Origin of the sequence: Cellulomonas hominis (genome assembly GCF_005239125.1) — a bacterium.
GTDB lineage: Bacteria > Actinomycetota > Actinomycetes > Actinomycetales > Cellulomonadaceae > Cellulomonas > Cellulomonas hominis_A.
This window is the reverse complement of the sequence record NZ_SZYE01000006.1, coordinates 1-14,158: the sequence shown is the minus strand read 5'-3', so window position 1 is coordinate 14,158 and position 14,158 is coordinate 1. Positions and strand designations below refer to the sequence as shown.

16 protein-coding genes, 1 other RNA gene and 1 pseudogene are annotated in these 14,158 nt (G+C 77.0%); 10 read left to right on the top strand and 8 right to left on the bottom strand.

What is annotated here, in order from left to right; translation table 11 throughout:
• Nucleotide 1: 1 nt before the first annotated feature.
• The 4 genes from FA014_RS01845 to FA014_RS01830 all read left to right on the top strand — a co-directional run bounded on the left by FA014_RS01845 (nucleotide 2) and on the right by FA014_RS01830 (nucleotide 1,512).
• Complete coding sequence (locus tag FA014_RS01845; RefSeq protein WP_154728011.1) at nucleotides 2-427, top strand: hypothetical protein; 426 nt, start codon at nucleotides 2-4, stop codon at nucleotides 425-427.
• 172 nt (nucleotides 428-599) lie between these two features.
• Nucleotides 600-851, top strand: coding sequence for a hypothetical protein (locus tag FA014_RS01840; protein ID WP_154728010.1), 252 nt, complete (start codon nucleotides 600-602; stop codon nucleotides 849-851).
• 128 nt (nucleotides 852-979) lie between these two features.
• Entirely contained in the window at nucleotides 980-1,231 is a 252-nt protein-coding gene (locus tag FA014_RS01835) for a hypothetical protein (RefSeq protein ID WP_154728009.1), read from the top strand.
• On the top strand, nucleotides 1,204-1,512 hold the full coding sequence (locus FA014_RS01830; protein ID WP_195969121.1) for a hypothetical protein: 309 nt from the start codon (nucleotides 1,204-1,206) through the stop codon (nucleotides 1,510-1,512). Before FA014_RS01835 ends, FA014_RS01830 begins: the two co-directional genes overlap by 28 nt.
• A gap of 137 nt (nucleotides 1,513-1,649) precedes the next feature.
• On the opposite strand, the gene rnpB is transcribed toward FA014_RS01830, so the two are convergent.
• Both rnpB and FA014_RS01820 read right to left on the bottom strand, forming a co-directional pair.
• Nucleotides 1,650-2,036, bottom strand: an RNA gene (rnpB, locus tag FA014_RS01825) — RNase P RNA component class A.
• An 18-nt stretch (nucleotides 2,037-2,054) separates the two neighbouring features.
• Nucleotides 2,055-2,978 carry a hypothetical protein gene (locus FA014_RS01820; RefSeq protein WP_195969120.1) on the bottom strand — a complete coding sequence of 308 codons (924 nt, stop codon included), beginning with the start codon at nucleotides 2,976-2,978 and terminating at the stop codon, nucleotides 2,055-2,057.
• A 125-nt stretch (nucleotides 2,979-3,103) separates the two neighbouring features.
• Between FA014_RS01820 and FA014_RS01815 the strand changes: the two genes are divergently transcribed.
• A complete protein-coding gene (locus FA014_RS01815; RefSeq protein ID WP_154728007.1) occupies nucleotides 3,104-3,889 on the top strand; it encodes a YaaA family protein in 786 nt (261 codons plus the stop codon).
• Nucleotides 3,890-4,044: 155 nt separating this feature from the next.
• Nucleotides 4,045-5,979, top strand: a complete 1,935-nt coding sequence (locus tag FA014_RS01810; RefSeq protein WP_154728006.1) for a threonine/serine ThrE exporter family protein — start codon at nucleotides 4,045-4,047, stop codon at nucleotides 5,977-5,979.
• 8 nt (nucleotides 5,980-5,987) lie between these two features.
• Here the strand turns inward: FA014_RS01810 and FA014_RS01805 are convergent, their stop codons facing one another.
• The 5 genes from FA014_RS01805 to FA014_RS20535 form a co-directional block, all read right to left on the bottom strand.
• On the bottom strand, nucleotides 5,988-6,752 hold the full coding sequence (locus tag FA014_RS01805) for a histidine phosphatase family protein (protein ID WP_154728005.1): 765 nt from the start codon (nucleotides 6,750-6,752) through the stop codon (nucleotides 5,988-5,990).
• Complete coding sequence (locus tag FA014_RS01800; protein WP_154728004.1) at nucleotides 6,752-7,492, bottom strand: zinc ribbon domain-containing protein; 741 nt, start codon at nucleotides 7,490-7,492, stop codon at nucleotides 6,752-6,754. Before FA014_RS01800 ends, FA014_RS01805 begins: the two co-directional genes overlap by 1 nt.
• The gene (locus tag FA014_RS01795; RefSeq protein WP_230322792.1) at nucleotides 7,489-8,712 is read right to left on the bottom strand and encodes a Nif3-like dinuclear metal center hexameric protein; all 1,224 of its coding nucleotides are present in this window, start codon (nucleotides 8,710-8,712) and stop codon (nucleotides 7,489-7,491) included. The genes FA014_RS01800 and FA014_RS01795 overlap by 4 nt, the downstream gene beginning before the upstream one ends.
• Before the next feature lie 78 nt (nucleotides 8,713-8,790).
• Nucleotides 8,791-9,840, bottom strand: coding sequence for a zinc-dependent alcohol dehydrogenase family protein (locus FA014_RS01790; RefSeq protein WP_154728003.1), 1,050 nt, complete (start codon nucleotides 9,838-9,840; stop codon nucleotides 8,791-8,793).
• 210 nt (nucleotides 9,841-10,050) lie between these two features.
• Nucleotides 10,051-10,209: a hypothetical protein gene (locus tag FA014_RS20535; RefSeq protein ID WP_230322791.1), complete on the bottom strand. Its 159-nt coding sequence runs from the start codon at nucleotides 10,207-10,209 to the stop codon at nucleotides 10,051-10,053.
• Here FA014_RS20535 and FA014_RS21050 point away from each other — a divergent pair.
• The 3 genes and pseudogenes from FA014_RS21050 to FA014_RS01775 all read left to right on the top strand — a co-directional run.
• Nucleotides 10,172-10,732, top strand: a pseudogene (locus tag FA014_RS21050) (DUF222 domain-containing protein); the annotation flags it as partial. The gene FA014_RS20535 and the pseudogene FA014_RS21050 overlap by 38 nt on opposite strands.
• 155 nt (nucleotides 10,733-10,887) lie before the next feature.
• Entirely contained in the window at nucleotides 10,888-11,727 is an 840-nt protein-coding gene (locus tag FA014_RS01780; protein ID WP_154728002.1) for an HNH endonuclease signature motif containing protein, read from the top strand.
• Between the two features lie 170 nt (nucleotides 11,728-11,897).
• Nucleotides 11,898-12,617, top strand: coding sequence for an SOS response-associated peptidase (locus tag FA014_RS01775; RefSeq protein WP_154728001.1), 720 nt, complete (start codon nucleotides 11,898-11,900; stop codon nucleotides 12,615-12,617).
• A gap of 139 nt (nucleotides 12,618-12,756) precedes the next feature.
• Here the strand turns inward: FA014_RS01775 and FA014_RS01770 are convergent, their stop codons facing one another.
• Nucleotides 12,757-13,602 carry a siderophore-interacting protein gene (locus tag FA014_RS01770; RefSeq protein WP_154728000.1) on the bottom strand — a complete coding sequence of 282 codons (846 nt, stop codon included), beginning with the start codon at nucleotides 13,600-13,602 and terminating at the stop codon, nucleotides 12,757-12,759.
• Nucleotides 13,603-13,764: 162 nt separating this feature from the next.
• Between FA014_RS01770 and FA014_RS01765 the strand changes: the two genes are divergently transcribed.
• On the top strand, nucleotides 13,765-14,158 hold a 394-nt coding region (locus tag FA014_RS01765; protein WP_230322789.1), incomplete at its 3' end, for a hypothetical protein.

Genomic DNA, 14,158 nt, shown 5'->3' with positions numbered 1-14,158 from the left:
GATGAGCACCACCCGCCGCACCACCACCCTCGGCGACCACGGCGCGTCCTACCTGCGCACCCTCGTCCCGGTGATCTGGGGCGCGCTCGTCGCCCAGGTCCTGACCTGGGCCGGACCGCGCGTACCCGGCGAGCTCGGCGACGCGCTCGACGCCTGGCTGAACACGGACGCCGCCGCGGCGGTCGCGACCGCCGCCGTGATCGGCGTCTGGTACGTGCTGTGGCGGCTGGTCGAGCCGCACGTGCCCGCGTGGCTCACCCGGCTCGCCCTCGGATCGGCCGCCGAGCCCACCTACGCCCACGTCGAGCCGGACCCCCCGGACTGCGACGTCGACGACGAGGGCGAGCACGACTACGAGACGATCGAGATCGACAACGACGGCACCGTGGAGGTCATCCCGCCGACGATCCCCGACGACCGCACGTAACCGCCGACCCGCGGACGCGCCCCGCTCCTCCTCGCCGGAGGGGCGGGGCGCTTCGTCATGCCGTGCGGGGCGTGTCGCGCGCGGCGAGTTCGACTCCCCGGCCCGACGGGGTTGTCCACAGATCGGTCGCGGCACCTGTCGCGCGCCCGCGGTCCCCGCCAGCATCGAAGGCATGGACACGATCACGATCTCCCCCGACCGAATCGACCGCATGGACTCCGCCACCCGCGCCGTGCTCGCGCTCATCACCACCGGCATCTCCGGCGGCGCGCTCCGGGAGACGGACCGCGAGCCGCTCGACGTGCACGCCGCCCTGCATGCAGTCGATGCTCTCGCCGCGGCCGGCGTCCCCCCGATCGCCGTCGACGACGACGGCGTTCCCCTTTGCCTAAGGGGCTCGCGGGCGCACGCTACTTTTGAGTAGCGCGCTTGCGCCGTCGAGCGGCGGGCTTGGAGGGTGGTCCGCCGCTCGACGATCGAGCAGTCCGCGCCACCGGCACGCCCCGACCTCACGATTCATCGCGGTTCGAACACGTGTTCGATACTGGGTAGGTGGTGGATCGAGTCCCGATGCGGGACATGGCGCGGCAGGTGCCGCAGAAAGTGCTCGCCGACGCGCGCGTGACGCGGCCCGAGGAGCCGCCCCGCGTCCAGGCATGGATCGTCGACGGCCGCGGACGGGACGTCCAGGTCGACGGCGAAGCGGTCGCCTGGACCGCCCGCGCCGTCCACGTGCACTACGAAGACCCGCACGGGCGCGAGGGCTGGGTCTGGGTGTGGGCGAGCGCCGTCACGAGGCCCTGAACCTCCCCCCGCTCGTGCCCGGCGGCATGGCGCGCATCGCGTCGGCGGTGCAGCTCCTCAACGCCCGCCCCGTCCCGCCCGGCGTCCACCACGACGTCGAGCGCCCGATCCCGGTCGTCGCGACCCTGCGGTGGGCCACCGGCACCGAGGAGATCGACACGCTCGCGTTGGAGTGGTGGCGCCCCAGGCGCGGCCACGCGGTCGTGCGCGTCCGGATCGTCGACCTGCGGGTCATGACCGGAGCCGTGTGGCTCCCCGCGAACGACGTGCGACGCCGCTGACCCTGGGGGCTGCTCGGGGGCTGCCGATCTGAACAAGCAGACATAAGCGCAGGTCAGCGGACCGGAGTCGCGAGCCCCGATCGACCGCGCGGCCCGACCTGCGACGTACGTTTTCGCAGGTCAGGGGCCGGAAAGTGCGGATGAGCTGGCCGGTACGCCGGGTTCTGTCCCCGCGCGCGGTTACCCCCGCGCGGGTGGCGACCATCCATCTACGACGCACGTTGCCGTGCGCCTCCAGCGGCCTACCCGGGAGCTCGGGCGGGCAGCCCTCGAACGCTCCCTGTCTGGCCTTGCTCCGGGTGGGGTTTACCGAGCCGTGCCGGTCACCCGGCACGCTGGTGGTCTCTTACACCACCGTTTCACCCTTACCACCGTCCGGCCCGAGGGCCGTGCGGTGGCGGTCTGCTTTCTGTGGCACTGTCCCGCGGGTCACCCCGGGTGGGCGTTACCCACCACCCTGCCCTGTGGAGCCCGGACGTTCCTCGGCGAGCCCGAGGGCTCGACGCGGCCGCCTGGCCAGCTCATCCGCGCCGGTCAGCCTACTACGCCCCGGCTGCTGCCTCGCCCGGCCGGGCGGCCGGCACCTCACCCGCGCGGGCGGCCGGTCCCGCGCCCGGCGACTCGGTCAGCCGGTAGTGCAGCCGCAGCACGGGCAGCGCGCCGAGCCGCAGGTCGTGGTCGGTGCGGAGCACCCCCTCGTCGTCCACGAACACGTGGAACCGCTCGTGCACGGGGACGCGCCGCGCCCAGCAGCCGCCCGGCCCGTCGACCACCAGGTACGCGCCGGGCTCGCCCCACGCGCCGGCCCCGGAGGTGAGCACGAGCCCGCCCCGGGCGGTGGCGGTCGGCCGGAGCAGGACCACGAGCCGCCCGCGGGGCAGCGGGAACGTGACGCGCACGGCGGGCTCGCCGGAGGCCGGGAGCCGCACGACGCCGTAGAGGCCGCTGAACACGATCCGCCCGGTCGCCCGGAGCCGGCGCAGCCACAGGGCGCCGACCTGGGCGCCGTCCCGGACCAGCGGCGTCACCGCGCTCGACATGCCGTGCGCGAGGTCGAGGGAGCGCATGGGCAGCGCGAGCCGGTCGAGGCGGCGGGCGAACAGCGCGGCGACCGCCCAGCCGAAGGGCCACGCCCACGGCGCCCAGCCGACCCACGCGTCGAGCCGCCAGGTCGACGTGCGCTCGTAGAACCGGCGGACCGGTCCGGCGAGCGCGTCGGCGGCGAAGCCCGGTCGGTCCAGGTCGGCCACCGACCCGAGCAGGCCACGGGGGCCGGCGTCGTCCGCGCCGCGGGGCCCGGCCACCTCGGCGCCGAGCCGGTCGGCCTCGGCCGGGAGCCAGGCGTCACCGACGCGGTCGAGGTCCCCGACCGGCCCCTGCAGCCACGGCGTCACGGGCAGCTCCACCCGCCGGCCCGTCGCGCGGACCCAGAACCGCGTCGCCCCGTCCATCCCCCGCGTCAGCACGTCGCGATGCTCGCACCTCCGGCGGCCCGGTGCGGGAGGTCGGTGCCGGCGTCACCCGCCCGCGTGGCGAACCGCACGCCCGACCCGACCCGGCCGACCGCTCCGTGCGGCCTACAGTTCAGCGCGTGCTGATCCTCCTCCCCCCGTCCGAGGGCAAGACCGCGCCGGTCCGCGGCGCCGCCCTCGACCTGGCCGCCCTGTCCGCCCCGTCCCTGACGCCGACGCGCGAGCGGGTGCTGGACGCCCTGGTGGCGGCGAGCGCGCGCCCGGACGCCGTCGAGGTGCTGGGCGTGGGCGCGGGCATCGCCGACGAGGTGGCGCGGAACGTCGACCTGCGCCACGCCCCCGCGGCGGAGGCCCGCTCCGTGTACACCGGCGTGCTGTACGGGGCGGCGGGCCTGGACCGGCTGACGACGGCTCAGCGCCGCCGGGCGGCGGAGAGCGTGCGCGTCGTGTCCGGGCTGTGGGGCCTGGTCGCGCCGGAGGACCGGATCCCGGCCTACCGGCTGTCGATGGGCGTCGATCTCCCGGGGGTCGGCCCGCTCGCGGCGGCGTGGCGCGAGCCGCTGCGCGCTGAGCTGGACCCCCGGGCCGCCGCCGGCGAGCTGGTCGTCGACTGCCGGTCGGCCACCTACCTCGCCGCGTGGAAGCCGCCGCGCGCGGCCCACGGGTCGTGGGTGCAGGTGCGGGTGCTGCGCGAGGTCGACGGCAGGCGGTCGGTGGTGTCCCACCACGCCAAGCACACCCGCGGCGTGCTCACCCGGCACCTCGTCACCCGGCGCGGCGCGGCGCCGGGGACGCCGGAGCGGCTGGCCCGCGCGGCGCAGGAGCTGGTCGGCACGGAGCTGCTCGCGGTCGAGCTCGACGCGCCGGACGGCCGCGCCGCGACGCTGTCGCTCGTCGTCGCGTAGCGGGACGGGGACCGGGCGCACCCTGCACCGGCCCTTCACCCGGCACCCACCGGCCGGTCACCGCCGGGGCACGCCGTGGGCGACCCGTCCCGCTAGCGTGGGGCGGGCCCGGGTGACCGCCCGCGGCGACCGACCGGCAGGGGGACGGCGGCAGCATGCGACGAACGAGCACCGCGCGGGTCGCGGCGCTGCTGCTGGTGCTCGCCCTCGCCCTGGTCGGGGTCGTCGCCGTGGCGGGCGGGCCGGCGGGCGCGTCCGTGTCGGACGGCGGCTCGTCCACGCAGCGCGGCGGGTCCGCCGTGCCGGGCACGACGACCGACGAGGACCAGGACGCCGGCACCGGCACCGGTGCCGTCCCCGCGCCCTCGCCGTCCCCGTCGGTGGCGCAGCCCGAGCCCACCACCGCACCCGTGCCGACACCGACGCCGACCCAGCAGGTCCCCGCGCCGGCGCCGACGGCCGAGCCGCAGCCGGTCCCCAGCCCGAGCCCGACGAGCGAGCCCGAGCCGGCCGTCACCCCCGGACCGACGCCGACCCCGACGGAGACGGGCACCGGCGCGGGCACGGGCACGCGGGCGTTCAGCCGCCCGCCCGCCGTCACCACCTCGGCGATCCCCTGGACGGAGCTGATCGCCGCGCTGGCCGTCGTCGTCGCCGGGGCGGTGGCCGTCGTCGCGATCTCGGCCCGCCGGGCGCGGCTCGCGGGAGAGGCGGGGACCGCCGGGACCGAGTCCGGTGCGGCCACCGCCGCCCTGCCCGCCGTCGACGGCGACACGGCCGAGCTGCCGGCCCCGCCGACCCCCGCCGACGTGCTGCGCCTCATGGTCGTGGCGGGCGAGGCGATGGTCGACGCCGGGCACACGGTGTCCTCCGTCGCCGACACCCTCGACGAGCTCGCGGCCGCGCACGGCGTGCCCGGCACCCAGACCGTCGTGCTCCCGACCGCGCTGCTCGTGTCCGTCCCCGACGGGGACGGCGTCGCGACCGCGGTGGTGTCCACGGGCCGCCGCCAGCTCATGCTGCACCAGGTCGACGAGGTGACCGACGTGCTCCGCGACGCGGTCGCGCCGGACGCGGACGTCGCCGGCATGGCCGCGCGGATCACCCTGCTGCGGGCCGCACCGCCGCCGTTCGGCATGCTCGCGCGGCTGGGTGGGTACCTGCTGCTGTCGGTGGGCCTCGCCGCCCTGCTCGGCGGCTCGTGGGCCGACCTGCTGGTGGCGGGCGGGCTCGGCCTGGGCGTCGGTGCGGTGCAGCTGGTGTCGGGCCGGATGCCGAGCGGTGCCGAGGTGCTGGTGACGGTCGCGTCGGCGTTCGTCGTCGCGGCGGCCGTCCTGCTCGCGGCCCGGGTGGTGCCGGACCTCGGCGTGCTGCCGTCGCTGGTCGCGCCGCTGGTGCTGTTCCTGCCGGGCGGCCTGCTCACGACCGGCGTCATCGAGCTCGCGACCGGGCAGATGCTCTCCGGGGCCGGCCGGATCGCGGCGGGGGCGATGCAGCTCGTGCTGCTGGCGGGCGGCATCGTCGCCGCCGCGGCGCTCGTCGGGGTCCCCGGCGTCGACCTCGCGGCCGGCGGCAGCGGGCTCGGCCCGGTGGCGCCGTGGCTCGGCGTGGTCGCGTTCGGCGTCGGGACGGTGGTGTACCGGTGCGGACGGCCGCAGACGATCGGCTGGGTGGTCCTCGTGCTGGCCGTCGCCTACGGGGCGCAGGTGCTCGGCGGGGCGCTGCTCGGCGGGGCGCTGTCGGCGTTCGTCGGCGCGCTCGTGATGACACCGGTCGCGCTGGCGGTGTCCCGGTTCCCCTCCGGCCCGTCGCCGCTCGCGTCGTTCCTGCCCGCGTTCTGGATGCTGGTGCCGGGAGCGCTCGGCCTGGCCGGCGTGACCAGCCTGCTCGACGGCGACAGCAACGGGGTGTCCACGCTCGTCACCACCGGCGGCACGATGGTGGCGATCGCGCTGGGCGTGCTCGTCGGCCTGTCGGCGGCCCGCGGCCTGCCCGGGCGGCAGCAGCGGTGGTCCATGGGCGGCGTGCCGGGTCTGCTCCCGGCCGCGCGCCCCTGGCGGCTCCGGCGCCGCACGGACCCGCCGGTCTAGGACCGGCGTCAGCCGCGCGCCGGCCAGCCCTCGCTCGGCGCCCCGGCGACCGCGACCTCGTCCCGCTTGTCCGCGAACAGCCGGATGATGCTCACCGAGGCCGGCGCGACCCGCAGCTGGCTCCAGGACCCGGGCTGCGCGCCCATGGTCCGCCCGAGCGCGGCCCGGATCGCCACGGCGTGCGACACGACCACCACGGTCCGGTCGGTGCCCGCGGCGAGCAGGGCGTCGAGCCCGGCGCCGATCCGCTCCCCCACGTCGGCGATCGACTCGCCGGCCTCGGGTCGGAGGTCGGCGCGGGTGTGCCACGGCTCGAGCTGGCCGGGCCAGCGCTGCTCGATCTCCTCGGCGGTGAGCCCCTGCCACGCGCCGAAGTCGGCCTCCTGGAACGCGGGGTCCACGCGCGGGGTCAGGCCCAGGCGGGCGCCAATGATCGCGGCCGTCTCCTGGGTGCGGACCATCGGGGACGCGATGAGCTCGGTCGGGTACGGGACGTCGCCCCACAGGTCGTCGCCGACCCGTCGGACCAGCTCGCCCGCGGCGGCGGCCTGGGCCCGGCCGCGCTCGGTGAGCGACGGTCCGGGCTCCGAGGACCCCGAGTAGCCGCGGGAGACGGTCATCTCGGTCTCGCCGTGCCGGACCAGGATCACCGTGACCGGCTGGGCGTCGTCGAACCGGACCGCGGCGCCGGACGGGCGGCCGCGGCGCGCGGGCGACCCCGACGACGCGGGCGCCGGCGGCTGCGCGGTGCCCTCGGGGCCGTCGGCGGCCATCAGTACGCGTCCTCGCCGCGCACCAGGATCCGCCCGGAGTCCTCGCAGTAGACGACCTCGTCCTCGGGCGTCGCCTTGATCTTGGCGAGCTCCGTGGCCGGCACCGGCAGGCCGCTGCCCTCGGAGCGCCCGTGGCGCAGCGCGGCGACGGCCACGCCGCCGAGCCGCCCGCGCAGCCGGTCGTAGAGCTGGATCAGCCGGTCCTCCAGCGGGGCGGCCATCGCGTCGCGCTGGGTCCGCACCTCGGCGGCCTGCTTCTCGATGACGGCCAGCTCGGCGTCCCGCTCGGCGACGACGGCGGCCCGGTCGTTCAGCAGCGCGGCGTGCGCGGTCGTGAGCTCGCGGAGCGTGCCCTCGTGCGCCTCCAGCCGCTCCATCGCCTCGATCTCGACCTCCTCGAGGTCGCCCTGCCGGCGGGCCAGCGACACCAGCTCGCTCTGCAGCGCCTGCAGGTCCTTCGCCGAGCCCTGCCCGGAGTCGAGGCGGGTCTGGTCGCGCGCGGCGCGGTCCCGGACCTGCTGCACGTCGGACTCCGCCTTGCTGACCTCGCGCTGGATGTCGCCGACGGCGGTGCGCGACGCGGCGATCGCGGTGTCCAGGTCCGCCAGCTGCGCGTCGAGCTCGGCGATGCGCTTGTGCTGCGGCAGCGCGGTGCGCTTGTGCGCCAGCTGGTCGAGCTTGGTGTCGAGCCCCTGGAGGTCGAGCAGCCGCTTCTGGTCCTGCGGGGAGGCCTTGGTCACGGGTGGTGTCCTTCCGACGGTGCGGTGGTGCTGGAGGGCGCCGGGACGCGGCCGGTCCACGGGTCGGTGCGCAGGGTGCTCACGCGGGTCTCCACCGTAGTGCCGCGCGCGGCCAGGTCGGCGCGCAGGTCCCGCTCCGCGCCACGCAGCCAGGGCCACTCGGAGGCGAAGTGGGCGGCGTCGACCAGGTAGGGCGGGCTGGCGGCGGCGCCGCGGGCCTCGAACTCCGCGCGCTCCCGCAGCTCCGAGGCGGGGTGGTGCCGCAGGTCGGCGGTCAGGTAGGCGTCGACGCCGGCGGACCGGACGTCGTCGAACAGCGAGTCCCCCGACCCGCCGACGACGGCGACGGTCCGCACCGTCGCCTCCCGCGGGCCCGCGTACCGGATGCCCTGCGCGGTGGCGGGCAGGACGGACGCGACCCGCTCGGCGAAGGCGTGCAGCGTCAGCGGCTCGGTCAGGTGGCCCACGCGGCCGGTGCCGGTCGGGCCGTCCCAGGTCGCCAGCTCCAGGACGTCGAACGCCGGCTCCTCGTACGGGTGCGCCGCGCGCATCGCGGCGACCACCGCGGCCCGCAGCCGGCGCGGCGCGACCATCTCGACCCGCGCCTCGACGACCCGGGCCGCCTCTCCCGCGCGGCCGATCGCCGGGGAGGCCGCCTCGGACGGGGTGAACGTGCCCTCGCCGGTCGACGTCCAGGCGCACCGGCTGTACTCCCCGATCGCGCCGGCGCCGGCGGCGGCCAGGGCGTCGACCAGCCGCTCGGCGTCGCCGGCGGGGACGAACACGACGTGCTTGTCCAGCGGCTCGGCCGGGGCGGGGACGAGCGGGCGCAGGTCCCGCAGGCCGACCAGGCGGGCCAGCTCGTCCGCCACGCCGCCCGCGGCCGCGTCCGCGTTGGTGTGCGCCGTGTACAGGGCGACCCCGGCGCGGACCAGCCGGTGCAGCAGCGCGCCCTTGGCGGTGGTCGCCGCCACCGAGTGCACGCCGCGCAGCAGCAGCGGGTGGTGCACGACCACCAGGTCGGCACTCCAGTCCAGGGCCTCGTCGACGACGGCGGCCAGCGGGTCGACGGCGAACAGCACCCGGCGGACCGGCTGGGCGGGGTCGCCGGTCACCAGACCGACACGGTCCCAGGACTCGGCGGTGCGCGGCGGGTAGCGGCGCTCCAGCAGGCCGACGACGTCGGCGAGGGTGGCGGACGGCAGGGCGGTCTGGCTCACGCCGTCGAACCTACCCGGGCCGGTCACCTCGCCGCCGCCCCGCGCCGCGCGCCCCGTTCCTCGAGGACCGTGACGGCGTCAGGGCAGCAGCATCGACTTGATCGCGCGGCGCTCGTCCATCGCGGCGTACGCCTCGGCGACCTCGTCCAGCGGCAGCACCAGGTCGAACACCTTGCCCGGCAGGATCGCGCCCGCCCACACCTCCGCGGCGAGCTCCTCGATGTACGCGCGCACCGGGGCGACGCCGCCGCGGACCCCGACGTTCGTGCCGAACATCTGCTGCACCGGCAGCTCCGGCCCGCCGGCGGGGACGCCGACGAAGCCGACCTGGCCGCCCGGGCGCGCGGTGTCGAGCGCCTGCTGCATCGACTCCTTCGTGCCGACGCACTCCAGCACCTGGTCGGGGCCGACCCCGCCGAGCAGGTCACGCACCGCCGCGGCGCCCTCGTCGCCGCGCTCCGCCACGACGTCGGTGGCGCCGAACTCGCGCGCCAGCGCCTGCCGGGTCGCGTGCCGGGACATCGCGACGACGCGCTCCGCGCCGAGCCGCTTCGCCGCGATGACCGCGCACAGGCCGACCGCCCCGTCGCCGACCACCGCGACCGTCGACCCCGGGCCGACGCCCGCCGACAGCGCCGCGTGGTGCCCGGTGCCCATGACGTCGGTCAGCGCGAGGACGTGCGGCAGGAGGTCGGCGTCCGGGGTCCCGGGCATCACGACGAGCGTGCCGTCGGCGAGCGGGACACGGACGAACTCTCCCTGACCGGCGTCGGTGAACACGCCCTCGGCGTCGTCGCCGCCCCACCCGCTGCCGTGCACGCAGGACGTGTGCACGCCGTTGCGGCAGTGCACGCAGGTGCCGTCGGACACGGTGAACGGCGCGACGACGAACTGGCCCGGGCGCAGCGTCCGGACGTCCGACCCGACCTCCTCGACCACGCCGACGAACTCGTGCCCGATCCGGCGCGGCTCCTTCGTCGGCCGGACGCCGCGGTAGGGCCACAGGTCGGAGCCGCACACGCAGGACGCGACGACGCGCACGAGGGCGTCGGTCGGGCGCTGGATGGTCGGGTCCGGGACCTGCTCGAGGCGGACGTCACGGGGGCCGTGGATCAGGGTCGCTCGCACGGGGGCAGCCTACGACGGGGCCACCCGGGGGCGTGTCGGTGGTCGCCGGTAGCGTTGTCCCATGGCACTTGACCTGCAGGAACACCCGGGCGGCGACGTGGTCGCCGCCGTGGTGCTGCCGGTCTACGGGCCCGACGGGGCGTGCCTGACGGACCTCGGTCCGGACCCCGTGGTGGCGGCCGGTGGGTCGCCGAGGACGGGTGAGCAGCGTCAGGTCGAGGCGATCCGGTCCTGCCCGCCCGGGCCCGAGCTGGACGCGTGGTTGCGGGGCCTGGACCTGGACGTGCTGCCCTCGGCGGTCCTGGTGGAGGTGGTCGCGGCGCGGGCGCGCATGGAGAGCCACCAGCACGCCGCCATGCTCGACGCCATCGCAGTCCTCGCCTCGCGGGACGAGATGCGCCCGGACTGGTCACCGCTCGCCGGGGCGCCGCCGACGCAGGCGTGCGTCGCCGGCGACGAGCTCGCGATGCGGCTCGGGTGGCCCCGGGTCACCGCGACGAAGACCGTGCACCGGGCGGTCGTCCTGGACAGCCTGCTCGGGCAGACCCACGAGGCGCTGCAGGCCGGGCACATCGACGCCGCCAGAGCCCAGGTCCTCGCCGCGACGCTGGCGGACCTGCCCTTCCAGGTCGCGCACGCGGTGGAGGACGCGGTGCTGCCCGACGCCGACCAGTGCTCGGTCGCCCAGCTACGACAGCGGGTCGAGCGGGAGATCCGGTTGCTCGACCCCGAGGGCGCCGCCGGCCGCCACGACCGCGCCCGGCGCACCAGGAGGGTCTCCCACCCGCGGCCGCAACCGGACGGGATGGCGTCCATGTGGCTGGTCCTGGACGCCGAGGACGCGATCCGCGTCGACGGGGTGCTGACCCACGCCGCGAAGACCGCGAAGGCCCTGGGTGACCCCCGCACCCTGGACCAGCTGCGCGCCGACGGGCTCCGGGACCTCGTCGTCGGTGACGTGCCCGCATCCGACGGGCCGGCGTTCGAGGTCCAGCTGACCCCGGGCCCACCGCAGCCACCGCAGCCGAGACGCGCGTGGAACGGGACGTGGTTCTCCGACCGGGACGGGCCGGTGCTCGCACCCCCGGTCGAGCCGATCCCGATCGCCACCCTCACCCCGCTCGGCGACACCGCCGCGCACCCCGCACCCGGCCAGGACCACCCTGCTCCGCCGCCCGCACCGCCGGGCGCACCGCCACCGACGCCGAAGCCGAGACCGACGCCAGCACCGAGGTCGGGACCGCGACCGGGAACGAGACCAGCACCGTCGCCACCGCGCCCGACCCGCCGACCGTCGCCGCCGCGCCCACCGCGCGGCGTGGCTGCACCCGCTGCTCCGGCCGCCCGGGCGCCGAGGTCCGCATCACCATCGCTGCGTCCACCCTGCTCGGCCTGGACGACCAACCCGCCCACCTCGACGGGCACGGCCCCCTCGACGCGACCCGGGCCAGGGCACTCGCCACCGGCGGCGTCTGGCAGCGGGTCGTCACCGACCCGCTCACCGACCGCGTCCTGGACGTGGGCCGCGAACGCTACCGACCACCCTCCGCACTGGCCGAGCTCGTCCGCACCCGCGACGCCACCTGCGCCGCACCGGGGTGCACCGTCCCGGCCCGCGCCTGCGACCTCGACCACACCAAGGAGTTCCACCCCCGACCCGGCACCGACCCCGACACACCCCTCGGCAGAACCGACGCCGACAACCTCGGACCCCTGTGCCACCGCCACCACCGCCTCAAGACCGACGGCGGCTTCCGCCTGCGCCAGATCCAACCCGGCCTCTTCGAGTGGATCACCCCCACCGGCCACCGCTACCTCACCCGACCCGGCACGGGGCACAGCCACGACGCCACCGCCGACCCCCACGACGCACCACCCCCGTTCTAGTCCGGCGCCCCGCCTCCGCTGCACACCCCGCCGGCGCCGGGCACCTGAGCCCGCCCACGCCACGGCCGATGCCCGAGCCCGCCGCGCTCTCGTGCCCGGGCCCGCACTCCCGACCCGCGGCCGACGCCTCCGCGTCGTCGATGTCGGTGGTGCGCGGCACACTGGGCTCCATGTGTGGCCGCTACGCGCAGACCCGCGCCGCCGACCAGCTCGAGCGCGACCTCGCGATCGACCGGATCCTCGGTGAGCACCCGGGCCCGTCCTGGAACGTCGCCCCGACTCAGGACGTGCCCGTCGTGCTCGAGCGCGTCGAGGACGACGGCCCGCAGCGCCAGCTCCGGCAGGCCCGCTGGGGCCTCGTGCCGTCGTGGGCCAAGGACGTGTCGATCGGGTCCCGGATGATCAACGCCCGCTCCGAGACGGTGCTGGACAAGCCGGCGTTCCGGAAGGCGGCGGCGAAGCGGCGCGCCCTGGTGCCGATGGACGGCTACTACGAGTGGCAGGCGAACGAGCGCGGCCCCAAGACGCCGTACTTCCTGCACGGTGCCGAGCCGCTGGCCGCGGCCGGGCTGTACGAGCTGTGGCGCGACCACAGCAAGGCCGACGACGACCCGACGCGGTGGCTGTGGACGGTCACGATCATCACCCGCCCCGCGACCGACAGCCTCGGTCACATCCACGACCGCTGCCCGGTGCTGCTCCCCGGCCACCTGTGGGACGAGTGGCTGGACCCGGGCATCACCGCCGCGGACGAGGTCGGGGCGATGCTCGTGAACGTCCCGGAGCCGCACCTGGTCCCGCGCGAGGTCGGGCGGGCCGTGGGCAACGTGGCGAACGACGGGCCGGAGCTCGTCGAGCCGGTGGCGCCCGAGCCCGAGCCGGGCGCCTGAGCGTCCGGCTCGGGATCGAGCGTCCCGGCCCGAGCCTGAGCGTCCGGGCCCGAGCCTGAGCGTCCTGGCTCCGGTCCCGTGCGCGCCGAAGCGTCCGGCTCACACCGAGGTGCACGCCTCGCGACTCACGCCCCGGGGATCACGCCGCCGCCCGCACCCGCGCCGCCCGCCAGTACCCGCAGAACGTCACGTCCTGCTTCGGCACGCCCGCGGCGACCCAGTGCCGGCGGGCCCCGGCGACGAGCGACTGCTCCCCCACGACCCACGCGGTGACGGGCTCCTCCGGCAGGGGCAGCGCCTCGACCACCGTGAGCGCCGCGGGCCCCGGGACGCTGTGCGGGTCGTCGCGCACCACCCAGCGCACCTGCACGCCCGCGGGGCCGGCGAGGTCCTGCACGTCGTCGGCGTGCGGCACCTCGATCACCGCGACCCCGCGCGCGTCGGCACCGAGGGAGCCGAGGATGCCGGCGACGGCGGGCAGCCCGGTCTCGTCCGCGGCGAGCAGCACCCGGTCGCGGGCGGTCGCGGCGGGGAAGGTGATGCCCTCGTCCAGGATCGCGACGGCGTCGCCGCGCGCGCAGGTCTGCGCCCAGGTCGCGGCGGGGCCGCTGGTGCCGTCCTCGGGCGTGCCGTGCAGGACGAAGTCGACGTCGAGCTCGGGCCCCTCCGGGCCGGTGGCCCGGTACGCGCGGACCGTGTAGTTGCGCAGGACGGGCCGCTCGGTGCGGGCGATCGCGAGGTACTTCAGGTAGGCGAGGGTGTCGAGCCTGTTCGGCAGCCGGGACAGCACCGCGTCGTCGGCGACCGGGATGAACAGGCGGAACCACTGGTCGTAGCCCATGGGCCGGAACCGCGCGGCGTCTCCCCCGCCCAGCGTGACCCGGACGAACCCGGTGGACACGCGCTCGGTCCGCAGGACGTGCAGGGTCAGCAGCTCGGTGACGTCGGGCTTGCGCCGGCCGGTGAGGTTGCTGCTGCGGACCACGGGCACTCCTGGACGTCGAGGTTGGTAAGGCTGTCCTTACCGGGGCCGCGACCGTAGCAGCCGGACCGCGGGGCGGGGAACCCCCCGTCCACCCGCGGTCGACCCACGCGCCCGGGACGTCGGTCCGTGGCGACGGGCCCGCGGCGATGGCGGGATGGGGGCATGGGCACCGACCGCGCTCCCGACCCCGGTCCGGCTGCCGGCGTCGAGGTGTGCTGGATCCCGCTCGGCGCCGGTGGCCCCCGCGTGGTGCGCGCGAGCGGCCGGGTCTACGAGTCGCTGGCGGCGCTCCGGGACCGCCGGCCGCGCCGGGCGCTGGTGCACGCCGCGCTGCTGGTGCGGCCGTCGGGCGGCCCGCAGGTCGTCGTCGAGGTGACGCCCGTCTGGGGCCAGCCGCCCGGCGACCGCGGGGTGGTGGCGACCGGCCCGGTCGGTGCGCGGGCGCTGGGACGGTCGCGGCTGTTCCGCTACGAGGTGCGGTGCTGGGCGGGCGGGTCGGTGCCGGACCTGGCGTGGGCGGTCGCGCGGCCGCGGGTCCGCCGAGGCCCGCCGCCGC

Bases quoted from the DNA above. Each gene is read 5' to 3' on its own strand.
- FA014_RS01845 (WP_154728011.1), top strand. From the start codon at position 2: ATGAGCACCACCCGCCGCACCACCACCCTCGGCGACCACGGCGCGTCC.
- FA014_RS01840 (WP_154728010.1), top strand. From the start codon at position 600: ATGGACACGATCACGATCTCCCCCGACCGAATCGACCGCATGGACTCC.
- FA014_RS01810 (WP_154728006.1), top strand. From the start codon at position 4,045: ATGCGACGAACGAGCACCGCGCGGGTCGCGGCGCTGCTGCTGGTGCTC.
- FA014_RS01805 (WP_154728005.1), bottom strand. From the start codon at position 6,752: ATGGCCGCCGACGGCCCCGAGGGCACCGCGCAGCCGCCGGCGCCCGCG.
- FA014_RS20535 (WP_230322791.1), bottom strand. From the start codon at position 10,209: ATGGCGTCGAGCATGGCGGCGTGCTGGTGGCTCTCCATGCGCGCCCGC.
- FA014_RS01775 (WP_154728001.1), top strand. From the start codon at position 11,898: ATGTGTGGCCGCTACGCGCAGACCCGCGCCGCCGACCAGCTCGAGCGC.